We start from the raw sequence: 23,189 nt of genomic DNA, 5'->3' as shown, positions 1-23,189 counted from the left end.
TTGTACTTCTTTGGCCTCTATACGCCAGAAACCCGGCTTATGCTTGATGCATAAACCGGGTTTCTCGACAGGCTGAGGGAGTGCTGCTATACAGCACTCCCTCTCTTATGTAAAAATTACCAGTTATCCTTGTTCTCGGCGTAAACCTGGGGCAGGATGGCGGCCAGGTGGCCGAACTCCTTCAGGTTGTGGGCAAACAGGCCCTGGACGATCTCCAGGGGGACAGACACTCCGTCGGGCACCAGCTTCACCAGCTGGCCGTCCACCAGGCCGTAGCCGATCCAAAACCGGGAGCGGAGCACGATGCCGCCCTCCACCTCGCGGACAAAGTGGGTCATGATAGCGGCCACACCCTCACCGGGAACAGGGCCGTGGCCGTTGGCGCACATCATGGTGGCGCAGGCCTCGGTGCCCACCTTGGACTCGTCATAGCCCATCTCGTGGGGGTAGCGGAAGTTGAGGATCAGGGGATCGGGGCCGCCGCCGATGTCCTCCAGCACCACGTGCTGGGTGCCCCAGGTGCGCTCCCGCATGGGGAGGGACTGGTCCAGGGTCTTTTCCCGGTTCTGCTGCCGGGCGTAGAAGTGGTCTTCGGGGTCCCAGATCCGGTAGCGCAGGTCCTCCAGGCTGTGCCAGGCAAACCACCAGTCAAACATCTCGGGGGTGACCCCGGGCATGAAGGTGCGGTTAGCCAAAAAGCCCGCGCCGTTTTCCATGACGCAGTAGCCAATTTCACAGGGCAGATCGCCGGGGAGGAACAGGTCGTTCCGGTCCTCGATCTTCAGAGCCAGGGCGGGGTCGATAGGACCGCCGGCCAGTACCGCCAGCTTGTCCTCGGGAATGGGGGTGATGGGCAGGTCGTAGAACTTGGCGTAGGGCAGGGCACGCTCTTCAGCGGTCAGCGGCGCGCGTTCAGGCATGGTGATTCCTTCCTTTCTGATTGTCATATAATACTAAGATAACACTTTTTCCCTTGAAAGCCAAGGCTTTCAAGGGAAAAAGTAAGATTTTTGGGGGGCTGGGACTTACTTGCCCACCTCAATACCGGCCAGATAGGCGCTGCGGGTGGCCTGGTCCACCTTGCCGGGCTGGATGGCGTCGCCGATGACCCAGGTCTTGAGGCCCTTGGCTTCGGCGGCCTCCTTCAGGGCGGAGATGTCCACGCTCTTCATGCCCAGGGCGAAGAGAACGGTGTCGGCCTCCAGGGTCTGGACCCCGTCGGCATTCTCCACCTTCACGCTGGTGGGGGTGATCTCCAGGCAGCGGGTCTTGGGCATCATGCCCATGTGGCACTTCTCCATCTCCCAGATCAGGGCCTCACGGTACATGCCGAAGGACTCGTTGGCCAGCCGGTCCAGCATCTCCACCACGGTGACCTCATGGCCGGTCTTCTGGAGGAACAGGCCGGCCTCACAGCCCACCAGGCCGCCGCCCACCATGACGATCTTGTGGCCGGGCTTGACCTTGCCGTCGTACATATCCATGGCCTTGTGGGCATGCTCGATGCCGGGCACCGGGGGGCAGGAGGGCAGGGAGCCGGTGGCAAAGATGACGCCGTCAGCGCCAAAGGAGCCGATGTTCTCCGGGGTAACGGTGGTGTTGAGCCGCACGTCGATGTCCCGGCGCTCCACTTCCCGGACCAGCAGATTCTTGAAGTTCATCAGGTCGGGCTTGTCGGTGTCCACGTCGGTGAACCGCAGCAGGCCGCCCAGATAGCCCTCCTGCTCGGCCAGGATCACCTTCTGGCCCCGGTCGCAGGCGGTAATGGCGGCCTGGAGACCGGCGGCGCCGCCGCCTACGATAAGGACGGTCTCCTGCTTGGAGGCGGGGGCCAGGGTATCGGGATCGAAGGGCAGGTGAGCCAGGGGGTTGATGGTGCAGTGGCCCACGTAGAGGGCCAGCTCCTCGCTGGTGAAGGGCAGGTCGTCATAGCCCTCCTCGGGGGAGCCGGGGAAGCACTTGTAGCAGCGCAGGCAGCGGCGGATCTGATCCTCCTTGCCCTCACGGGCCTTGTTGGCAAACTCGGGGTCGGCCAGCATCTGACGGCCCAGAATGGCAAAGTCGATCTTGCCCTCAGCGATGGCCTGGTCGCACATCTCGGGGGAGTTGATGCCGCCCACAGCGCCCACGGGCAGCTTGGTGTACTTCTTGATGATGGCGGCGTTGTCGATGTTCAGGCCGTGGGCGTGGAACATGGAGCTCTCGGTGCCGGACTTGACGGACTCCTCATAGATGCCGCAGGTCACATGGACGGAGGTGATGTAGGGCTCGGCCATGGCGATGAACGCGCCGGTCTCCTCGGGGGTGATGCCGCCGGGCTGGTGGTCGGTGCCGTCAATGCGCAGCTCCACCAGGAAGTCGGGGCCCACCGCCTCACGGATGGCCTTCAGGATCATCAGGGGGAACCGGGCACGGTTCTCCAGAGAACCGCCGTAGTTGTCGGTACGGGTGTTCATCAAGGGGGAGAGGAACTGGGTGAAGATAAAGCCGTGGCCGCCGTGGACCAGCACGCCGTCAAAGCCGGCCTTCTGCATATAGGTGGCGCAGACGGCGAAGTCGTTGGCCACCCGGACCATGTCGTCCTCGTTCATGGGGCGGACCTTCACACCAGCCAGATTGGTGGTCTCAATGGGGCCGATGGCCTCCTGACCGGGGCCGAAGGGCACCTTCTCCTTGCCGCAGTGGACCAGCTCAGCCAGGGCCACTGCGCCGTGGCGCTTAATGCGGCGGGCATACTCGCCTACAGCGTTGAAGGTCTCCATGTCCTCCTCGGGCTTGGCAAAGTCAAAGGGACGGAAGCCGGGGATACGGACGGCGTCGGTGAAGTTGACGTCGGTCTCGCCCACGATAACGCAGCCGTTGCCGCCCTTGGCGCTGCTCTCCAGCTTACGGTAAGTAAAGTCACGGGCAGCGGGGTTCTGCACGATCAGGCCGAAGGCCATGGGGGCACTGACGACGCGGTTGCGGTAGGTCACCTTTCCCACCTGCATGGGGGAAAACAGATGCTCAAATTTCATGGGAACAGGACTCCTTTCGCTAAATGCCAGGGAATTGGATCTGCTGATGCTTGAACAGCCAGCGGCAGGAATGCTTCTGGAGATCAGGGATGGGCGGGCATTCTTTTGGGGGGCTTGGTACACAGTGCCATGGTGAGGGGCAGGCCGAAACCAAAGGTGATGAACGCCAGTACGTAGGCCACCACATAGGTCATGGGGAAGCTCATCAGCCAGCCCATGAAGAAGGCGCCCACCGGCATGGTGTAGCCTGCGGAGACAAACATCATAATCAGGCTCATGAGAACCACCATCACAAAGACGATGCTGGCCAGCCGTACCAGGTGGAAGGGCAGGCTCTTCTCATTTTTGAGCCCAACGAGACGGGCAAAGGCATCGCCCATGGCCTTGAGGTCAATGTAGGTACCAATGGTAAAGCTGACGCCGAAGCCGATGACAAAGTCCTTGCTGACCGTCTGCAAGAGCGGGATGATTTGGATGCTGCCCGTCATGCGGAGCATATTGACACTGTCGATGTAAATGGGAAGGATGATAGCGAACATGATAGCGAAGATGGTATTGAATACGATTCCAAACTGATCTTTACGAAACATGTGGGGATCCCTCCATGGTAAAAATGGCTCCCCGGTCTCCTCCCGGAAACCGGGGAGAGAGGCGGTCAGACCGCCGGCAACAAGGAATGGAGCGGAGATATGCGATCAGATGCCGGGGAACTGGATGTTTTTATACTTGGGCAGGCGCTCGGCCACCAGCTGGCGCTTGGCGGGGTCCATGAAGAAGCCGCCCTGGGTCTCGGCGATCTCGTCACAGTGGACGCCCCGGCCCTCCTCGGTGGTGCGGTCCCGCTCCAGGCCGTTTTCAGCGATGACGAACTTCCAGCGGCCGTCCTCGGTCTGCTCCAGGGTGCCGCCGGCGCCGCACACCACACACTCGATGGGGTACTGGAGGCCCTTCCACTGGGGCTCACCCAGACAGAGCGCGTTGGAGTGGCAGTTGGGGCACCAGCCGTAGTCGGGGTCGCCCAGCCACTTGCGCTCGGCCACGGGGGTGTTGAGGGCCTTCATGATGTTCTGGCCCATCTCGCGGGCCCGGGCCAGCTTTTCCTCATAGAGAAGTACCTGGGCGGGGGCGGGCACCTGGGTCGCCATGTACATGTCCACGATCTTGAAGCTGTTGGTGAAGGTGGTGGCCTGCATGCACTCCAGGGCCATGGACTGCCAGGAGCGGGTGGAGCCGCCTACCGCGATGAGGCCGCCCACCCGGTCCCGGGGGGCGATGGCGCCAATCTTGGTGAGGAAGGCCGACTCATAGGCCAGGTTGCGGTGCATGAACTTGAGAAACAGGGAGGAAGGCATCAGATCGTAGGTGGGGGCGGAGAAGATGACCGCGTCCTGATCCAGCATCACGTCCATGATCTTCTTCTTGTCGTCCTTTTTGTCCAGGGGGCAGCCCACATTCTTGCCCATGGACATGCCGATGGTGCAGGAGGTGCAGCCGTCGCAGTCCAGCAGGTCGTAATCCTTCAGGTTGATCATACGAACCTCGGCGCCCATCTCCTGACAGGCCAGCAGGGCCTCCTTGAGCAGGATCTCACAGTTGCTGTCTTTGCGGCCGGCAGTAACGCCCATGACTTGAAAACCCATTTCCATTGCTCCTTCGCACAATATTTTTGCGTAGATATGGTAACACCTTGGTGCAAAAAAGAGAAATTCAGCTTTTTTCGTCCATTGATAAAATCCGTTTATCAATTTATAATAGAGTCAGCAAAGGAGGGGATACCACCATGAATATGGACCAGCTGCGCTATTTTCTATCGGTGGCCCGCCACCGGAATTTTACCGAGGCGGCCCGGGCGTTTTATGTGACCCAGCCCGCTATTACCCACCAGATCTCCGCCCTGGAGCGGGAACTGGGGGTGAAACTGTTCCTCCGCACCACCCGCAGTGTTTCCCTGACCCGAGCGGGAGAGCTCTTTCTGGAGGACGCCAAGCGGATGTTGGACTTGGAAGAGCGGGCCCAGAAGCGGATGCGTCAGGCGGAACAGACTGAGAACCTGGAATTGAAGATCGGCTACCTCAACAGCCCATGCCGGCATTTTCTCCCACAGCTCATGCGGGAGTACCGCAGCCTCTATCCCCAGGTGCGCATTGATTTGATCCGGGGGGTGGCGGAGGACCTGCAAAAGGGCTGTGAGGAGATGACCTTTGACCTGGCCTTTTCCGTGTTGTCCGACTTGCAGGGACTGAACCAGTACCACTGCCGCCGGCTGGTGGCGGATTTTTACTGCCTGGTGTGCCCGCCGGACCACTCCTGTCTGGACAACACCTCTATTGACTACAGCAGATTGGCCACCGAGCCCTTTGTCTGTCTCTCCCGGGAGGGGGGCAGCTATATGTACAAGCAGTTCCGGGAAATCTGCCGGGACATGGGCTTTACCCCCCGAATCGTGGCGGAGTACCCCGCTATGGAGGATGTGCTATTCGCGGTACAGTGCGGTCAGGCCCTGGCCATCCTGCCCTACCATATCCGGGAGTACATGTACACCGACCTGGCCTTTCTGCCCCTGGACGGCACCAGTCCTGTCATTGAGGTGGGGGTGGCGTGGCGCAGGCAGTCGGAGAACCCGGCGGTAAGCTGGTTCACCGACCTGATCCAACGCTATTTGGTGGAACAACCCGGTCTGTTCTGACCCCCAGGGCATGTGGGAGAAAAAACCGGTTATTTTTGTTGCTGCTGCAACAGACCGGCGGGGGAAAGTATCGTATACTGCCCCCAGAACGACAAAAACCCACAACCCAAGGGAGGACCATCCATGGAATACAATATGTTTTGCTATCAGTGCCAGGAGACCGCCGGCTGCACCGGCTGCACCAAGGTAGGGGTCTGCGGAAAGGGGCCCGACGTGGCGGCCATGCAGGACCTGCTGGTCTATGTGACCCGGGGCCTGTCCGCCATCACCACCGCCCTGCGGGCCCAGGGCACGCCGGTGTCGGGGGAGGTCAACCATCTCATCACCCTCAACCTGTTCACCACCATCACCAACGCCAATTTTGACAAAAAGGCCATTGAGGAGCGCATCTGCGCCACTCTTCAGACCCGGGCCGAGCTGCTGGCCCAGGTGAAGGACCCCAACAGCCTGCCTGAGGCGGCCCTGTGGGACGGAGAAGGCGACTGGGAGGCCAAGGCCAAGACCGTGGGCGTGCTGTCCACCGAGAACGAGGACATCCGCTCCCTGCGGGAGCTCATCACCTATGGACTGAAAGGCCTGTCCGCCTACTCCAAGCACGCCAACGCCCTGCTCCAGGACGACAGCGAGGTGGACGCCTTCCTGCAAAAGGCCCTGGCAGCTACCCTGGACGACAGCCTCAGCGTGGACGATCTGGTGGCCCTGACCCTGGAGACCGGCAAGTATGGCGTGGAGGGTATGGCCCTGCTGGACAAGGCCAACACCACCGCCTATGGAAATCCTGAGATTACCAAGGTGTCCATCGGTGTGGGCAAAAACCCCGGTATTCTGGTGTCCGGCCACGACCTGCGGGATCTGGAGATGCTGCTGGAGCAGACCCAGGGCACCGGAGTGGATGTGTACACCCACTCCGAGATGCTGCCCGCCCACTACTATCCCGCCTTCAAGAAGTACCCCAACTTCGTGGGCAACTACGGCAACGCCTGGTGGAAGCAGAAGGAGGAGTTCGAGGCCTTCCACGGTCCCATCCTCATGACCACCAACTGCATCGTGCCCCCCAAGGACAGCTACAAGGACCGGCTGTACACCACCGGCGCGGCGGGCTTCCCCGGCTGCAAGCATATCCCCGGCGGCATCGGGGAGCAGAAGGACTTCTCCGCCCTCATTGAGCACGCCAAGAAGTGCGCGCCTCCCACCGAACTTGAGAGCGGCGAGATCGTAGGCGGCTTTGCCCACGCCCAGGTGCTGGCCCTGGCGGACCAGGTGGTGGAGGCCGTCAAGAGCGGGGCCATCAAGAAGTTCGTGGTTATGGCGGGCTGCGACGGCCGGGCCAAGCGCCGGGACTATTACACCGAGTTTGCCAAGGCCTTGCCCCATGACACCGTAATCCTCACCGCCGGCTGCGCCAAGTACAAGTACAACAAGCTGGACCTGGGGGACATCGGCGGTATCCCCCGTGTGCTGGACGCGGGCCAGTGCAACGACTCTTACTCTCTGGCAGTCATTGCCCTCAAGCTGAAGGAGGTCTTTGGCCTGGACGATATCAACGACCTGCCCATCGTGTACAACATTGCCTGGTATGAGCAGAAGGCGGTTATTGTGCTGCTGGCCCTGCTGTACCTGGGGGTGAAGAATATCCACCTGGGCCCCACTCTGCCCGCCTTCCTCAGCCCCAACGTAGCCAAGGTGCTGGTGGAAAACTTCGGTATCGCCGGTATCGGTACCGTGGAGGACGACATGAAGCTCTTCTTCGGTGACAATGCCTGAATATATTGCCCACAAAAACACGGACCGGCAGGCATCACCTGCCGGTCCGTCTGCGTGTCAAGAAACCTCGACACGCTTTTCAAAAATGCAAGCATTTTTTCGAGGAGATGTGCGCGGCGGAACGCTGCGCGATTTCTTTGTCAGAGGTTATTTGTCCAGGTCCTGGATACGGGTACACAGCCGCTCCAACAGTGGGGCGTTGTGGCTGACAATGACCAGCCCCAAGTCGCGCCGCTCCACCTGCTCCAATAGGAAGGTCCAGATCTGGGCCTGGGTGATGAGGTCCAGCATGGCAGTGATCTCGTCGCACAGCAGATACTGGACCCCAGGCCGCAGAGCCCGGGCGATGCAGAACCGCTGGAGCTCTCCCCCGGACAGCTCGGCGGGGTAGCGCTCCAGCCAGGCGGGCTGGATGTGGAGGGCCTCCAGCAGCTCCTCCTCCACCGGTCCCCCTTCCCGCAGGGTGTCCCCCAGCTTCATCAGCGGGTCCACCGCTGTCTCCGGGTGCTGCCAGATCATCTGCACTGGGCAGATACCCCGGTAGTCCCGTAAGGGTTTACCGTCCACCAGAACCGTCCCTCCATCCGGAGCCTCAAACCCCGACAGCAGCTTGCACAGGGTGGTTTTGCCCCGGCCGCTGGGGCCTGCCAGTCCTAGGCGCTCTCCGTGGGCCACCGTCAGGTCCACCGACTCCAGCACCCGTTTCCGGTTTTTTCCCCGATAGCCGAAGGTCAGTTGTTTGGCTTCCAGACTCATACCATCTCTCCTTCCGGGTACAGGCAGCGCACCAGCCCACCCTCCAATTCCCGATAGGATACCGGTGACAGGCACTCAGGCCGCTGTTTGGGACAGCGAGGCGCGAAGGGACAGCCTTTCCCTACCTCCCCTGGGCCGGGCTGGGCCCCAGGAATGGGCACAAAGCCGTTCTGAGGCAGGGCGTTCCACAGGGCCCGGGTATAGGGGTGGCGCAGCTTGCCCGCCGTAAAGTCGGCGGCATCGGCCTCCTCCACCGTCTCCCCGGCGTAAAACACCGCCACCCGGTCGGCAATGGTGAGGGCCAGCTCCAAATCGTGGGTGATGAGGAGCACCCCTGCCCCTCCGTCGGCCAGCTCCCGGAAATGGCCCAGCACCCGCTGAGCTGATCGGGCGTCCAGACCGGGGGTGGGCTCGTCGGCGATGACCAGCTTGGGGGTCTCGGCCGCTGCTGTGGCGATGAGCACCCGCCGGGCCATGCCGCCGGACAGTTCAAAGGGGTAAAGGGATTCCACTTCCTCCCCCAGACCATACCGCTTCAGCGCGGTGCGGCTGGCCTGCCGGGCCTTCTGGTCCCGCCGCCCCTTGCGGATCTGGGGGCCCACCTTCATCAGCGGGTCCAGGTAGGTCACCCCCTGGGGCACCAGCACGATCTCTGTTCCCCGGACGGCCTCCGCCCGCTTGGGGGTGAGGGGCTGGCCCAAAAAGGTGATCTCCCCCGCCATGTGGCTGTTGTAGGGCAGAATGCCCAGGATGCCGTGGGCCAGCAGGCTCTTGCCTGAGCCGCTGGACCCCACCACCGCCACCACCTGTCCGGGGCGAATGGTAAGGGACAAATCCTGAATGACTGGCAGCAGCACCTGCCGGGTGCCCCGTCCGTACTGGGTGAAGGAGATGGACAGGTCCTTCACTTGTAAAATCGGTTCCATATCCATTCCTCCTCAGGCGTGCACGCTGGCCGGGTCCAGCAGGCGACGGAGCTGTTCCCCCATGGCGGCAAAGAGCATCACGATGAGTACCAGGCTTAGGCCGGGGAACACCGCAAGCCACCACTTTCCGGTGGTGAGGTAGCTCATGCTCTCCGACAGGATGACCCCGATGGCAGGCTGTTCCGGGGACAGGCCGAAGCCCAGGAAGGTGACGCTGGCCTCATGGAGGATGGCGTGGGGGAACTGGAGCACCAGACCGGTGAGAAACTGGGGCAGCAGGTGGGGCAGCAGGTGCCGCCGGACGATGGCCAGCCGGGGCACCCCCAGCTTTTCCGCCGTGCGGACATATACCGCCCCCCGCAGCTGGAGCACCTCCCCCCGGATGACACGGGCCAGAGAGGGCCAGTGGCTGAGGGCCACACCGGCCACCACCCCTACAAAGTCCTTGCCAAAGGCCAGAGAGATGAGCATCACCAGCAGAATGTGGGGAATGCCCATCACCAGGTCAATACACCAGGAGATGACCCCGTCCACCCACCCGCCACATACGGCGGAGGCCACGCCCAAGGCCAGGGCAATGATGGCGCTGACGGCAGCGGTGAGCAGGCCGATGCGGATGCTGAGGGACAGGCCGGTCAGGGTGCGGGAGAGCATATCCCGCCCCATCCAGTCGGTGCCGAAGAGGAATTGCCCGCAGGGGGCCAGATTTTTCCGGGTAAAGTCGGTGACCATAGCCTGCTCTCCCAGCAGGCCCCCGGCCACTGCCACGGCGCACAGCACCAGGGCGGCGGCGGCCAGCAGAAAGAGGGCGTTTTTCCGCCCGTTCCAGGCTTTCATCTTTTGGCCGCCCCCCTTCTGATCTTGGGATCTACCACGCCGTACAGCAGATCGGCAATCAGGTTGCCGCCAAAGACGATGGCGGCGCTCACCACCGTGATGCCCAGCAGCAGGGGCAGGTCGGACCCCAGACCGGCGCTGACGGCGGCCTGACCCAGGCCGGGATAGGAGAACACCTGCTCCACCAGCACCGAGCCGCCGAAGATCTCAATGATAGAGGCAAATTGCAGGGTGATGGCGGGCAGGGCCACGTTGCGCAGGCCGTGGCGCAGAACGATGGATGGCGCCGACTCCCCCCCGGCCCGGGCGAAGAGCACATAGTCGCTCTCCATGATGTCGGCCATTTTCTCCCGGGTGTGCATGGTGATATTGGCCACCCCGGTGATGCTGAGGGTGAGAGCGGGGAGGAAGGCGTGGTAGAGCCGGTCTGCCAGGGTGACGGAGGATGCGTCCGCCCCAATGGGCACCGAAAGACCGATGGGGAACAGCCCCAGCCACACCGAGAAGATCACCAGCAGCAGCAGGGCCAGCCAGAAAGCGGGGGTGGAGGAGATGAGCAGGCAGTAGCCCCGGATGAGCTTGTCCGCCAGCCTGCCCCGGTTGGCCCCGGCAATGACGCCCAGCGTCAGCCCCAGCACCCCGGAGATGACCCAGGCAAAGGCCATGAGCCACAAAGAGTTTTGCAGCCGCTGGCCGATGACGGTGCTCACCGGCTGGCGGTAGAGCAGGGAAGTGCCCATGTCCCCCCGGACAAAGTCCCCCAGCCAGCCCAGGTAGCGCTCCGCCGGCGGGGTATTGACCCCCCAGTAGTCCTCCAGCTTGGCGATCTGCTCCTGGCTCATGGTGCCCAGGGCGGCCTGGCCCACATTGGTCTGCAACGGGTCCAGAGGGGAGGCGGACATGAGCAGGAAGGCTGCCAGACTGACCCCCAGCAGCAGCAAAACCATGCGGATGAGTTTTTTGCCCGTAAACAGCAGGCGGTGCTTCAAGACAATTCCTTCTTTCCGTTGGAATGGGGCAGGGTGGTTCCGGCGGGAGCTTTGTTTCACGCGGCGGCAGATCTTACTCCCAGCTCCACTGGTCCACGTTGTTGACGATGGACCAGCCGTGGCCGTGGGGGTGGATCTTCTGCTCTGCCACCTGGAGGCCATCTTTCACCCAGTACAGGTGGCTCACGTTTACCAGCCACACCCAGGGGATATCCCCCTCCTGGGTCACGCCGGTGGCGCCGTCCCACTGGGCCTTCTGCCACAGCTCATAGGACTCCTCCAGATCGGAGCATTGGAGAGCCTGGTCCATGTAGGCGTCCACAGTGGCATTGGCGTAGGGGGAATACTGAGCAGTGCCGGTGTCCCCGATGGTGTGATAGATGTTGTACAGCTCCATGGGAGTGTGGGCTCCCCAGCCCCAGATGAGAGGCTCGGTCTGGGCCCGGTCATAGGCGGTATCCCAGCCCACTCCTTCCATAGTGCAGGAGATACCCAATTCTCCCAGCTGGTTGGCAAAGTCGGCACACAATGCCTGCCGCACCGAGTCGCTGGTGGGGTAGAGCAGATTCAGCTCAGCCTTTACCCCATCCTTCTCCCGGACGCCGTCAGACCCCATGGTCCACCCCGCCTCATCCAGCAGGGCGGCGGCCCCCTCTGGGTCATAATCCACCTGAGAGGCCGGGTTGTACCAGGGCATCTGGTCGCACACGCTGTAAGCCGGGATGCCGTAGCCATTGAGCACGTTGTCAATCATCTCCTGCCGGTCCACTCCAATGTTGATGGCCCGGCGCACCAGCACATCGCCGGTAAGGGTGCCTTCGATGACCGGCAGGTTGAAGCCCCGGTTGTCCACGCTGTCATAGGCTGCCAGGCTGTACCCGGCGGGGTTTTGGTCGGAATAGGTGGCGGAGGTATAGGCCAGATCCACCTGCCCGGCCTGGACCGCCAGGAAGGCGGCGTCCTCCTCCATAAAGAGGATGGTCACCTGCTTGAGCTTGGGGGCCTCCCCGTAGTAGTCCGGATTGGCCTCCAGAATTACCTGCTGGCCCTTGTCCCACTGCTTGAGGATGTACCGCCCCGAGCCGATGGGATTGGAGCCATAGGTGGCAGCGTCATAGGCGTGCTCGGGCACAATGCCCACAATAGCCATGGTGTAGGGCCAGATGGAGAAGGGGGTGACCATGTGAAAGACCACGGTGGTGTTGTCGGTGGCCTCGGCGTAGTCCAGCATGGTGAAGTCGTTGACCGAGCTGGCCGCCTTGACGGTGTTGTAGGTAAAGGCCACGTCGGAGGCGGTGAGGGGCTGGCCATCGGTAAATTTCACATCGTCCCGGATCTTGACCGTCCAGGTAAGGCCATCATCGCTGGCCTGGATATCGGTTGCCAGATCATAGCCGATGGTCAGATCGGTGTTGGTGACGGTGAGGGTGGACTGGATGAGAGGTTCGTGGACGTGCTCCCCGGCCCCCCAGCCATAGGCGGGGTCAAACCCGGCTTCGGGCTCGGAGGTAGGGCCCATGGCGATGACCACACTGTCCTTGTCCGCTGCCGGGGTGGGGGTGGCGGCGGTATTCTCCTGATCGCCGCACCCGGCCAGCAGTCCGGCGGTCAGGGCCAGGGACAGCAGCAGAGCAAAGATTCGTTTCATGGGTTCCTCCCTTACAGGCGCTTACGTACTTCGTCCAGCACAGCAGACAGGGGCAGACCGTGGGACCGGGCCAGGGCGGCGGCGTCCTCATACTCTGGCTTGGCGTGGTATACCCCAAACCCCTCCGCCGTTTTGACGCCCACGGCGCCCCAGGGGGTCTCCACCGTCTTGCTGCCGGGGGTGAGGAAGTACTTCTCACACCGGCGCACCCGCAGGCCGTTGGTGGTGGTGTGGCACAGGATGGCCTGAGCCAGATTCTGCTCCATTCCAGGCTCACACAGCACGGTGAGCACCTGACCGGGGCGGCCCTTCTTCATGGTGCCGGGTGTGGTGTACACGTCCAGAGCCCCCGCTGCCAGTAACCGCTCCGCGGCAAAGGCCAGGGCCTCACCGGTCATGTCGTCGATGTTGCACACCAGCTCCACGATCTCACCGTTGCCGCCCTCCTGGCTCTCGCCCCAGAAGGCCCGGACACAGTTGGCCTGTTCAAACTGCCGGGTGCCCACGCCGTAGCCCACTTTCTCCACGCTCAGCACCGGCATGGGGCCAAAGGACTGGGCAAAGTGGGCCAGCAGGGCGGCCCCGGTGGGGGTACACAGCTCCCCCTGCACCTGTCCGCCATAGGTGGGCACCCCTGCCAGCAGGGCCGCGGTGGCGGGGGCGGGCACCGGCATGATGCCGTGGGCGCATTTCACGGTGCCGCTGCCCACATGGATGGGGGACACCACGATTTTCTCCGGCTTCAGCAGATAGAGGGCGTAGCACACGCCCGCTACGTCGGCCACTGCATCCAGGGCCCCCACCTCATGATAGTGGACCTCACCCACCGGGCAGCCGTGGGCCTTGGCCTCGGCCTGGGCGATGGCGTCATACACCCCCTTGGCGTGGGTCCGCACCTCCTCCGGCAGGGGCAGGTGGTCGATCAGTCCGGCGATGTGGCCGGGGGTGGCGTGGTGGTGATGATGGTGCTCGTGGTCGTGGGGATGATCGTGGTGATGATGGTGCTCGTGGTCGTGGGGATGGTCGTGGTCGTGGTGGTGCCCATGGTCATGCTCATGGTGGTGGAGGTGTTCATCCTCCTCCTCCCCGTGGACGGTGACCTTCATGTGGGTCCCGGCGATGCCGCTGGTGACGGCGGGGGCCGCCTCCACCCGGACGCCGGGCAGGCCCAGGCCGTTCATGGTGTCCAGAAATCCCTGCTTATCCTCCAGCAGCTCGTACAGGGCGGACATGAGCATATCCCCCGCTGCCCCCATATTGCACTCAATATAAAGTGTTTTCACTGTAATCCCTCCATTTGGTTGATCATACTGGCCAGATACCCGGCCCCGAACCCGTTGTCGATGTTGACCACACTGCACCCCGAGGCGCAGGAGTTGAGCATAGCCAGCAGGGCGGACAGGCCGCCGAAGCTGGCGCCATAGCCCACGCTGGTGGGCACCGCCACCACCGGGCAGTCCACCAGACCGCCCACCACGGAGGCCAGCGCCCCCTCCATGCCCGCCACGGCGATGACGCACCGGGCGCTCATCATGGTGTCCAGGTTGGACAGCAGCCGGTGGAGCCCCGCCACCCCCACGTCGTACAGCCGGGTGACCTGGTTGCCCATGACCTCGGCGGTGAGGGCGGCCTCCTCCGCCACCGGCATGTCGCTGGTGCCGCCGGTGGCCACCACGATGTGGCCCAGAGAGGCCCGCTCTCCAGGGAAAGCGATGCCCAGCTTGGGGATGGGCCGGTAGTCCAGGGGAACGGACTGCTCCACAATGCGGGCGGCCTCCTCCCCCATGCGGGTGATGAGGATATTCTTGCACCCCCGCTCTCCCATGGCGGAGGCGATGCCGGCGATCTGCTCCGGGGTCTTGCCCGCGCCGTAGATCACCTCCGCCGCCCCCTGGCGGACCGAGCGGTGAAAGTCCACCTTGGCATAGCCCAAATCCTCAAAAGGCTGGGTTTTTAATTCCAGCAGAGCGTCCTCCGGGGTGGTGTGTCCCGCCGATACCGCCCGCAGCAGCTCCAGAATATCGTGCTTGTTGTCCATGGTATCCTCCTATCTCCCCTGTAAATCCAGCAGGACGGTGGAAAAATCCCCCGCCAGGGCTGTGGTGATCTCCTGCCGCAGAGTGACCGCCCGTTCCATCTGGTCCGCCGGCAGCTGGATGCGGGCGGCGTCCCCCAGCAGCCGCACCCGGAAGTCGGTGAAGCCCAGCTGGAAGAGGGCGTCTTCCCCCTGCTCCACCTTCTCCAGCCTGTCCCGAGTAATGGCGGTACCGGTGGGCACCCGGGTAGCCAGACAGGCGTAGGCGGGCTTGTTCCAGGTAAACAGCCCCGCCTCTCTGGACAGCTGCCGCACCTGGTCCTTGGTGATGCCGCACTCCCGCAGGGGGGAGCGGACCTCCAGTTCCCGGAGGGCCTGCATCCCGGGCCGGTCTCCGGCGTCGTCCGAGGCGTTGGTACCGTCCAGCAGCACAGTGTAGCCGTCGGCCGCCGCCCGCTCCCGCAGCGTGGTAAACAACGCCTTCTTGCAGTAGTAGCACCGCCGGGGTCCGTTGGCCGCCGCCTCGGGCACCGCCAGCACATCAATTTCCACCACCGTCAGGGGCATATCCAGCTCTGCCGCCAGTTTTTTGGCGTCGGCCAGCTCAAAAGCGGGCTGGAAGGCGGTGTGGACGTAATAGGCCCGCAGCTGGCAGCCGTAGGTCTTGGCCGCCCACAGCAGCAGGGCCGAGTCGGTCCCGCCGGAAAAGGCCAGCGCCGCCTTTGGGACCTCCTGGAAAAACTGCTCCAACGTCATGTCTGTTCTCCTTTTGCAAAAAAAGAAGGCATCCGCTCCCCTGAGGGGAACAGATACCTTCCTGGTATGCCTACAAGTCAAAAATGGCTCCGGGGGTCGTGATCGCGCCTGATGCGGCTCTGGCCGCGCTGTCCGGCTTCCTGCCGGATCGTGGGTCGCAATCCCCGGTGCTTTTCTACTTTATCATATCGCCTGACCCATTGCAAGCATTTTTCGTTCATTCTGCCCCATCCTCCAGGCCGGAGGGGGCCAGAGGCCCCAGCACCTCCTGTACCAGTGGGAATACGTGGGTGCCCTTCAGATAGACCAGGCTGAACTCCCGATGCTCGTCCAGGCAATCCAGGTGGAAAAAAGCCAGCTCCGGCTGGCCCGCCGCCACCGGCTCATAGGCAAAGGTCACCCCCGCCCCTTCCGCCACAAACCGGGTGATAAGGGAGAACTGGTTGGCGCAGATTACCCGGGAAAAGAGCTGGAGCGAGTACCCCCGCTCGGCCAGGGCGTGTTCCAGAATCCCCCGGGTGCCGGAGCCCTCCTCCCGCACCACCAGACATTGCCCGGCCAGCGCCTCCAGGGAGACGGTGCGCCCGGCGAAGGGGTGGTCCCTGCGGCACAGCCCCACAAACCGGGCCCTACGAAACAGACGGCTGCCGAATTTATCCCGGTCAAAGGCCCCTTCGATGAGGGCGAAGTCCAGCTGCTCGTGCTCCAGCTGCCCCAGCAGGGCCGAGGTGTTATCCACCGTGATGGTCAGGCTGTCCCCCGACTGGCGGATATACCGGCTTAGGGCCTCGGCCACCACAAACTCCCCGATGGTCTTGGTGGCTCCTACCCGGATCTCCCGGGCCGAGGGGCCTGCCAGCTCCTGCACCAGCCGCTGCTCATTGTACAGGGCGGTGCGGGCGTACTCCGCCACCCGGTGGGCCTGGGGGGTGGCGTGGAGCCGCCTGCCGTCGTACACAAACAGCTTGCAGCCGTATTTCTCCTCCAGTCCCCGGATCTGCTGGCTCACCGCCGGCTGGCTCAGGCAGAGCTGCTCCCCGGTCTTGCGGTAGTTCATGGTCTCGTACAGCACCAGAAAGGTGCGGATACGGTAGTCCACCACGGTCCATCACCCCATAAGAATTTTCTATCATGCAATAAGATTTAAAAACTTTAATTTATTGTATCAGGGTGCTATACTGACTGCAAGTGAAACGACCTAAAATTTTTGCCAAGGGGGAGCTATGATGCGTATTCTGGTGATCGGCGGCGTGGCCGCCGGAACAAAAGCCGCGGCCAAGATCAAGCGGGAGGACCGCAGTGTGGAAGTAAAGGTGCTCAACAAGGGCCGTGATATCTCCTATGCCGGGTGCGGTCTGCCCTATTATGTGGGCGGGCTCATCGGCACCCGGGAGGAACTTATCGTCAACACGCCCCAGAAGTACGCCGGTCTTACCGGCGCTCAGGTGGTCACCGGCTGCGAGGTCACCCATGTGGACCCCGCCGCCAAGACGGTCAGCGGCCTGCTGGAGGGCCAGCCCTTCACCGAGTCCTATGACAAGCTGATTATCGCCACCGGCGCCGTCCCCTTTGTACCCGATATGCCCGGCAAGGACCTGCCCGGCGTCTTCCCCATGCGCACCCCCGACGACGCGGTGGGCCTGCGGGACTATGTAGCCGCCAACAACTGCCGCCGGGCGGTGGTGGCTGGGGCCGGGTTCATCGGCCTGGAGATCGCCGAGAATTTGAAGAGCCAGGGCCTGGACGTGACAGTGGTGGACTTTGCCGACCAGATCATGCCCAACGCCTTTGACCCCGAGATGGCCGACTTTGCCCGTCGCAAGCTGAAGGAGGCGGGCATCCGGGTGGTCACCGGCCAGCGTATCCAGTCGGTCACCGGCACCGACAAGGCCACCGGTCTGGTCACCGACGGTGGCCCCATCGCCGCGGACGTGGTGGTGCTGGCCATCGGCGTGCGCCCCGCCACCGAATTTTTGAAGGACACCGGCATTGAGCTCTTCAAGGGCACCGTGGTGGTGGACAGTGAGATGCGCACCAATCTGCCCGACATCTACGCCGCCGGCGACTGCGCCATGGTCTACAACCGCCTCACCGGCAAGCCCCAGTGGTCCGCCATGGGCTCTACCGCCAACCTTACCGCCCGGGCTCTGGCCAAGACCATTACCGGCACCGACACCCCCTACAGCGGCTGCCTGGGTACCGGTGTGGTCAAGCTGCTGCCTCAGCTCAACGCCGGCCGCACCGGCCTCACCGAGGCCCAGGCCAAGGCCGAGGGCTTTGATCCCGTCACCGTGGTGTGCGCCTGTGACGACAAGGCCCACTACTATCCCGGTGCTTCCAGCTTCCTCACCAAGCTGATCGCCGACCGGAATACCCGCAAGTTGCTGGGCATCCAGGTCATGGGCTCCGGCGCGGTGGACAAGATGGTAGACATCGCCGTGGTGGGCCTGTCCGCCGGACTGACCATTGACGCCTTCAACGATCTGGACCTGGCCTATGCGCCCCCCTTCTCCACCGCCATCCACCCCTTTGTCCAGGCCTGCTATGTGCTGGAAAACAAGCTGGCCGGGGTGCTGGATACCTTCACCCCCGCCGAGTACCTGGCCGGGGCGGCCAAGGACTACAAGGTCATTGATGTGCAGCCCGCCCCCTCCATTCCCGGCGCCCACTGGGTGGAACTGGGCAAGGTCAACGGCCCGTTGGAGGGCATCGGCAAGGACGAGAAGCTGCTGCTGGTGTGCAACCGGGGCAAGCGGGGCTACTTCCTCCAGAGCCGCCTGAAGTTCTACGGCTACACCAACACCAAAGTGCTGGAGGGCGGCGTCACCTTCAACCAGGTAAAGGTCCCCCGTCCCGCCGGGGCCGCTCTGCCTCCCACTGAGGTCAAGCGCCTCAAGGGTTTGGGCTGCCTGTGGGACAAACGCACCCCCGACTGCTTCAACGTCCGGGTGATCACCCGCAACGGCAAGCTCACCACCGCCGAGCACGCCGCTGTGGCTGAGGCCGCCGAGAAGTTCGGCTCCGGCGAGGTCACCATGACCACCCGCCTGACCCTGGAAATCCAGGGGGTACCCTACCAGAATGTGGACGCTCTGATCGAGTTCCTCAGCGCCGCCGGGCTGGACGTGGGCGGCACCGGCTCCAAGGTGCGCCCCGTGGTGTCCTGTAAGGGTACTACCTGCCAGTACGGCCTCATTGACACCTTCGATCTGAGCGAGAAGCTCCACGAGCTGTTCTACAAGGGCTACCACGACGTGTCCCTGCCCCATAAATTCAAGATCGCCGTGGGCGGCTGCCCCAACAACTGCGTCAAGCCCGACCTGAACGACCTGGGCATCATCGGCCAGCGTGTGCCTGAGCCCGACCTGAACAAGTGCAAGGGCTGCAAGGTGTGCCAGATTGAAAAGGCCTGCCCCATCCAGGCTGTGTCCATGCAGGACGGCAAGGCGGTCATTGACCCCGCGGCCTGCAACCACTGCGGCCGTTGCCTGGAGAAGTGCCCCTTCGGCGCCTTCACCGAGAGCACCTACGGCTACAAGATCTATCTGGGTGGCCGCTGGGGCAAGAAGGTAGCCGCCGGACGGCCCCTGTCCAAGATCTTCACCAGCGAGGAGGAGGTCATCGCCCTGGTGGAGAAGGCCATTCTCTTCTTCCGGGACGAGGGCCAGACCGGCGAGCGTTTCTCCGACACCATCGCCCGGCTGGGCTTCGACTACGTGGAGGACAAGCTGCTCCATGGCGCCATCGACAAGCAGGCCATCATGGACAAGACCGTCATCGGCGGCGCCAGCTGCTGAGGCGTTTTCCCAAGTTCAACTACTTTATTCCTATAAAAATGGGGCGCTGCACACGCAGCACCCCATTTTCATGTTTTCTTACAGATCCAGGGTGGCGGCCACCTGCTTCAGGGTCTCCGCCGAGTGGAGCAGCTGGGCCTTCTCTTTTTCGTCCAGCACGATGGGCACATGGGTCTCCACTCCGTCCAGCCCCACGATGGCGGGCATACTCAGGGCGATGCCCTCGATGCCGTACTGGCCGTGGAGCATGGTGGACACCGGCAGGATGGACTTCTCGTTGCGGACAATGACCTCACAAATTCGCTTTACCGACATAGCGATGCCGTAGTAGGTGGCGTGCTTTTTGGCGATGATCTCGTAGGCGCTGCTCTTTACCTTCTCGGCGATCTCCTCCATGGCGGCCCCATGGTTGTAGTGGCCCCGCATCTCGCAGAAATCATTGAGGGGGATGCCGGAGACGTTGGAGCTGCTCCACACGGCGATCTCGCTGTCCCCGTGCTCGCCGATGATGAAGGCGTGGACGCTGCGGCTGTCCACACTCAGGTGCTGGCCCAGCTGGTACTTGAGCCGGGCGGTGTCCAGCACGGTGCCCGAGCCGATGACCCGCTGCTCCGGCAGGCCGCTAAGCTTGAGGGCGGCATAGGTCAGAATATCCACCGGGTTGGAGACGATGAGCAGGATGCCCTGGAAATCCCGCTTGGCGATCTCCGGGATGATGGTCTTGAAAATGGCCACGTTCTTGTGGACCAGGTCCAGCCGGGTCTCCTCCGGCTTCTGGTTGGCCCCTGCGGTGACGATGATGATGGCGGCGTCAGCAATATCGTCATAGGTGCCGGCGTAGATCTTCATGGCCCCGGCGAAGGGAATACCGTGGGCGATGTCCTTGGCCTCGCCGTCGGCCTTGTCGAAGTTTACATCCACCAGCACCAGCTCGGAAAACAGGTGGCTCTGCATCAGGGCAAAGGCAGTGGCGGAGCCTACAAAGCCGCAGCCCACCACGGCCGCTTTTCTGGGATTGACAATGGGTTTGCTCATGAAATACACCTCTTATTCTTTTGTGGGAAAGACCACAGTCAGAAGCATTTTAAAGTCCTGGGGGGCATGGACGGCGTGGGGCTTTTTGGCGGGCATCACCAGAGTGTCCCCGGCCTGAAGCTGGTAGTCACGCCCGTCCACTGTGAAAAGCCCGGTGCCCTCCAACACCAGCACCATGGCGTCCCCCTCGGAGTCGTGGGTGCCGATCTCCTCCCCCTGGGCAAAGGCAAAGAGGGTGACGCTGACGTAGGGATTCTGGGCCAAAGTCCGGCTGACGATCTGACCGGGCTGCACGCTCACCTGATTGGCCAGGGTCAGCGCCCGCTCATGTTCGATATTTTTGATATAAGCCATATCTGAACGCTCCTTTTTCTTGTGCCGGGGCTGCCGTCGGCTGTGTACCCCGGACTGGTTGATTGCTTTTATCATACCGGATTTTCCTCCCTTCATCCGTTGCAGATGCAACATAACTGCAATTTCTTTCCCCGAACCAGCACGGCCGGATGTTTGTATTCTTAAGATTTACAAAGGATCGCTTTTTTGAAACCCAGCGGGCTTTCCCGGCGTGCCCTTCTCATGCTACAATAAAACCATCAAACTGACAAGGAGGCGTTGCCCATGGCACCCTTGATCCTGATCGCGGAGGACGATGCGGACATCCGGGACCTGCTGCGGCTCTACCTGGAGGGCGAGGGCTTTCGGGTTCTGGAGGCGGAGGATGGCAACCAGGCCCTGGAGCTGGCCCGGGCTCACAGCCCGGATATGGCCATTCTGGATATCATGATGCCCGGCCTCAACGGCTTTGCGCTGACCCGGGCTCTGCGGCAGTACAGCCAGCTGCCCATTCTCATCCTGTCCGCCAAAAGCCAGGACAATGACAAGATTCTGGGGCTCAACTTGGGGGCGGATGACTACATCGCCAAGCCCTTCAACCCGGTGGAGATCGTGGCCCGGGTCAAAGCCCAGCTCCGCCGGGCGGGGGGAGCTGGACGGGATGTGCTGCAAGTTCGGGATTTGAGCATGGACACCGTCACCTGCCAGCTGACCAAGAGGGGAATCCCCATCGCCCTCACCCCCATGGAGTACAAAATCCTGGCTCTGCTGATGCGCTCCCCCGGCCGCATTTTTACCAAGATCCAGCTGTATGAGGGTGCGGTGGGGCCCTATTTTGAGGGGGATGACAACACCATGATGGTCCACATCTCCAAGCTGCGGGACAAGCTGGAGGACGACCCCAAAAATCCCCGCTACATCATCACCGTGAGAGGACTGGGATACAAGCTTGAAAAGTAAACCGGTTCCCGGCAGCCTGTTCGGTCTGCTGGTGCGCAATTATCTGCTCTTCACCCTCACCCTGCTGGCCATTACCGGGGGGATCTTTCTGCTGTGGAATCTGTGGCTGGAGCGGCTTTATCAGCCGGCGGACTGGGCCGGGCTGATGGCCGACCCCGCCCTCACGGCGGGGGAATTTGACAAGCTGGACCGCTACACCGGAGACGGAGGCAGCGCTTTCGCGGTCTATGACGGGGATGGGGTTCTGGTTTACGCCTCCGCCGGGGCATTTGACCCGACCTGCACCGAAGGGGAGCTGTCCTGTGTGCCTCTGTGGGACGCCAACGTCATTGTCCGCACCTTTGAGCAGACCGGCAGGGACGGCGCGCCCCGCTACCTGGTGCTCCGCCAATCCGCCGATACCGGCGAGGTGGACACCCTGGTGCTGGACCAGAACTATCAGGTGATCTTCGGCGGGGCGGAGGAGGAAAAAACCGCCTACACTCCCCAGGAGTTTTCCTATCTGTCCGGCCGCCGGTTCTCCGACAGCATCCTCTCACGGGGGCTCTTTTCTGATGGGGACGGGGCATCTATGACCGTGCTGCTGCGGGAGGTCCAGCTCAGCGACGCCGACTATGCCCAGCGTTACCAGAGTTCCTGGAAAATCTGGCTGCTCTTTCTGCCCCTCTATCTGCTCAGCGCAGGACTGTTTATCTGGTGGCTGAGCTGCCGGATCGGGCGGCCCCTGCGGCGGCTCAACGACGCGGTGGTGTCCCAGGCGGAGGGCCGTATGGTCCGGGTGGGGAACTGTGGCGGCACAAGGGAGATCCGCCGCATCGGGGAGAGCTTTGACCGCTTCTCCGACCGGCTGGCCGAAAGCGAGGCGGAGCGGCGGCGGCTGGATCAGGGGCGTCAGAAGCTTATCGCCGATATTTCCCACGACTTAAAGACCCCCATCACCGTCATTGCCGGGTATATCGACGCCATCTGTGACGGCAAGGTACCGCCCCAGGAGCAGGAACGCTATCTGCGGGCCATTCAGGGCAAGGCTGCCGCCCTCACCGAGTTGGTCAACGCCTTCCACGAGTACAGCAAAGTGGAACACCCGGAATTTGTGCTCCACACGCAGCCCGCCGACCTGTGCGAGTTTCTGCGGGCCTATCTGGCGGAAAAGTATGATGAAATCGATCTGGCCGGCTTCGGTCTGGAGGTCGATCTGCCGGACCACCCCATCCGCTGCGCCTTGGACCCCCTGCAATTCCGCCGGGTTCTGGACAACCTGCTGTCCAACGCCCTGCGCCACAACCGGCTGGGCACCATGCTTTTCTTCCGGGTATCCGCCCAGGACAATCAAGCTGTTTTATCGGTAGCGGACAACGGGGTGGGCATCCCGCCCCAGCGGGCCAGGGATATTTTCGAGCCCTTCGTGGTGGGCAGCGACGCCCGTTCCGGCCAGGGCAGCGGCCTGGGCCTGTCCATCACCCGGCGGATCATGGAGCTACACGGCGGCTCCATTTCTCTCTCTCCCCGTCCAGCCTCAGGCCAGGGCACCGAATTTGTGCTTACCCTGCCCCTCTGTCCACCAACCTTGTCCCACTGAATTGTCAGACTCCGGACCGATTTCGGTCCGGAGTTTTTTCTTTCTCCTGCCTTTATGAATCTTAACAAACC

The 23,189-nt window shown here is 62.7% G+C and carries 20 protein-coding genes; 5 read left to right on the top strand and 15 right to left on the bottom strand.

Annotated features, from left to right (window positions below):
* Positions 1-116: 116 nt before the first annotated feature.
* The 4 genes from Q0J75_RS07215 to Q0J75_RS07200 all read right to left on the bottom strand — a co-directional run bounded on the left by Q0J75_RS07215 (position 117) and on the right by Q0J75_RS07200 (position 4,657).
* The gene (locus tag Q0J75_RS07215; RefSeq protein WP_297198846.1) at positions 117-920 is read right to left on the bottom strand and encodes a DAPG hydrolase family protein; all 804 of its coding nucleotides are present in this window, start codon (positions 918-920) and stop codon (positions 117-119) included.
* Positions 921-1,025: 105 nt separating this feature from the next.
* On the bottom strand, positions 1,026-3,017 hold the full coding sequence (locus Q0J75_RS07210) for an FAD-dependent oxidoreductase (RefSeq protein WP_297198844.1): 1,992 nt from the start codon (positions 3,015-3,017) through the stop codon (positions 1,026-1,028).
* Positions 3,018-3,100: 83 nt separating this feature from the next.
* Positions 3,101-3,607 (bottom strand): hypothetical protein, encoded by a 507-nt coding sequence (locus tag Q0J75_RS07205; RefSeq protein ID WP_297198841.1) that lies wholly within the window; start codon positions 3,605-3,607, stop codon positions 3,101-3,103.
* A gap of 105 nt (positions 3,608-3,712) precedes the next feature.
* Positions 3,713-4,657 carry a flavodoxin family protein gene (locus Q0J75_RS07200; protein WP_297198838.1) on the bottom strand — a complete coding sequence of 315 codons (945 nt, stop codon included), beginning with the start codon at positions 4,655-4,657 and terminating at the stop codon, positions 3,713-3,715.
* Positions 4,658-4,797: 140 nt separating this feature from the next.
* Here Q0J75_RS07200 and Q0J75_RS07195 point away from each other — a divergent pair, with 140 nt between their 5' ends.
* Together Q0J75_RS07195 and hcp are read left to right on the top strand one after the other, a co-directional pair.
* Positions 4,798-5,703, top strand: coding sequence for a LysR family transcriptional regulator (locus Q0J75_RS07195; RefSeq protein WP_297198835.1), 906 nt, complete (start codon positions 4,798-4,800; stop codon positions 5,701-5,703).
* 123 nt (positions 5,704-5,826) lie between these two features.
* Positions 5,827-7,467 carry a hydroxylamine reductase gene (hcp, locus tag Q0J75_RS07190; RefSeq protein WP_297198831.1) on the top strand — a complete coding sequence of 547 codons (1,641 nt, stop codon included), beginning with the start codon at positions 5,827-5,829 and terminating at the stop codon, positions 7,465-7,467.
* Between the two features lie 147 nt (positions 7,468-7,614).
* On the opposite strand, the gene Q0J75_RS07185 is transcribed toward hcp, so the two are convergent.
* From Q0J75_RS07185 to Q0J75_RS07145, 9 genes are all read right to left on the bottom strand, one after another.
* Positions 7,615-8,223, bottom strand: coding sequence for an ABC transporter ATP-binding protein (locus Q0J75_RS07185; protein WP_297198828.1), 609 nt, complete (start codon positions 8,221-8,223; stop codon positions 7,615-7,617).
* Positions 8,220-9,149 carry an ABC transporter ATP-binding protein gene (locus Q0J75_RS07180; RefSeq protein WP_297198824.1) on the bottom strand — a complete coding sequence of 310 codons (930 nt, stop codon included), beginning with the start codon at positions 9,147-9,149 and terminating at the stop codon, positions 8,220-8,222. The genes Q0J75_RS07185 and Q0J75_RS07180 overlap by 4 nt, the downstream gene beginning before the upstream one ends.
* 12 nt (positions 9,150-9,161) lie before the next feature.
* Positions 9,162-9,986, bottom strand: coding sequence for an ABC transporter permease (locus Q0J75_RS07175; RefSeq protein WP_297198821.1), 825 nt, complete (start codon positions 9,984-9,986; stop codon positions 9,162-9,164).
* Positions 9,983-10,981: an ABC transporter permease gene (locus Q0J75_RS07170; RefSeq protein ID WP_363315718.1), complete on the bottom strand. Its 999-nt coding sequence runs from the start codon at positions 10,979-10,981 to the stop codon at positions 9,983-9,985. Before Q0J75_RS07170 ends, Q0J75_RS07175 begins: the two co-directional genes overlap by 4 nt.
* 67 nt (positions 10,982-11,048) lie before the next feature.
* On the bottom strand, positions 11,049-12,623 hold the full coding sequence (locus Q0J75_RS07165; protein ID WP_297198815.1) for an ABC transporter substrate-binding protein: 1,575 nt from the start codon (positions 12,621-12,623) through the stop codon (positions 11,049-11,051).
* A gap of 11 nt (positions 12,624-12,634) precedes the next feature.
* Positions 12,635-13,906 (bottom strand): nickel pincer cofactor biosynthesis protein LarC, encoded by a 1,272-nt coding sequence (gene larC / locus Q0J75_RS07160; RefSeq protein WP_297198813.1) that lies wholly within the window; start codon positions 13,904-13,906, stop codon positions 12,635-12,637.
* Positions 13,903-14,661, bottom strand: a complete 759-nt coding sequence (gene larB / locus Q0J75_RS07155) for a nickel pincer cofactor biosynthesis protein LarB (RefSeq protein ID WP_297198810.1) — start codon at positions 14,659-14,661, stop codon at positions 13,903-13,905. Before larB ends, larC begins: the two co-directional genes overlap by 4 nt.
* A 9-nt stretch (positions 14,662-14,670) precedes the next feature.
* Entirely contained in the window at positions 14,671-15,414 is a 744-nt protein-coding gene (gene larE / locus Q0J75_RS07150; RefSeq protein WP_297198808.1) for an ATP-dependent sacrificial sulfur transferase LarE, read from the bottom strand.
* 217 nt (positions 15,415-15,631) lie between these two features.
* Positions 15,632-16,516 carry a LysR family transcriptional regulator gene (locus tag Q0J75_RS07145; RefSeq protein WP_297198806.1) on the bottom strand — a complete coding sequence of 295 codons (885 nt, stop codon included), beginning with the start codon at positions 16,514-16,516 and terminating at the stop codon, positions 15,632-15,634.
* 124 nt (positions 16,517-16,640) lie between these two features.
* Here Q0J75_RS07145 and Q0J75_RS07140 point away from each other — a divergent pair, with 124 nt between their 5' ends.
* On the top strand, positions 16,641-19,211 hold the full coding sequence (locus tag Q0J75_RS07140; RefSeq protein WP_297198804.1) for an FAD-dependent oxidoreductase: 2,571 nt from the start codon (positions 16,641-16,643) through the stop codon (positions 19,209-19,211).
* A 78-nt stretch (positions 19,212-19,289) separates the two neighbouring features.
* Here the strand turns inward: Q0J75_RS07140 and Q0J75_RS07135 are convergent, their stop codons facing one another.
* Together Q0J75_RS07135 and Q0J75_RS07130 are read right to left on the bottom strand one after the other, a co-directional pair.
* On the bottom strand, positions 19,290-20,246 hold the full coding sequence (locus Q0J75_RS07135; protein WP_297198802.1) for an L-lactate dehydrogenase: 957 nt from the start codon (positions 20,244-20,246) through the stop codon (positions 19,290-19,292).
* A 12-nt stretch (positions 20,247-20,258) separates the two neighbouring features.
* Positions 20,259-20,600, bottom strand: a complete 342-nt coding sequence (locus Q0J75_RS07130; RefSeq protein ID WP_297198799.1) for a cupin domain-containing protein — start codon at positions 20,598-20,600, stop codon at positions 20,259-20,261.
* Positions 20,601-20,864: 264 nt separating this feature from the next.
* Between Q0J75_RS07130 and Q0J75_RS07125 the strand changes: the two genes are divergently transcribed.
* Together Q0J75_RS07125 and Q0J75_RS07120 are read left to right on the top strand one after the other, a co-directional pair.
* Entirely contained in the window at positions 20,865-21,539 is a 675-nt protein-coding gene (locus Q0J75_RS07125; protein ID WP_297198796.1) for a response regulator transcription factor, read from the top strand.
* The gene (locus tag Q0J75_RS07120; protein ID WP_297198793.1) at positions 21,529-23,118 is read left to right on the top strand and encodes a sensor histidine kinase; all 1,590 of its coding nucleotides are present in this window, start codon (positions 21,529-21,531) and stop codon (positions 23,116-23,118) included. Before Q0J75_RS07125 ends, Q0J75_RS07120 begins: the two co-directional genes overlap by 11 nt.
* The last annotated feature ends 71 nt before the right edge of the window (positions 23,119-23,189 follow it).

It is taken from the genome of uncultured Flavonifractor sp. (assembly GCF_944385615.1).
In the GTDB taxonomy this organism is placed as follows: domain Bacteria; phylum Bacillota; class Clostridia; order Oscillospirales; family Oscillospiraceae; genus Flavonifractor.
The sequence above is the reverse complement of the archived record's forward strand: the minus strand, read 5'-3'. Positions and strand labels throughout refer to the sequence as shown.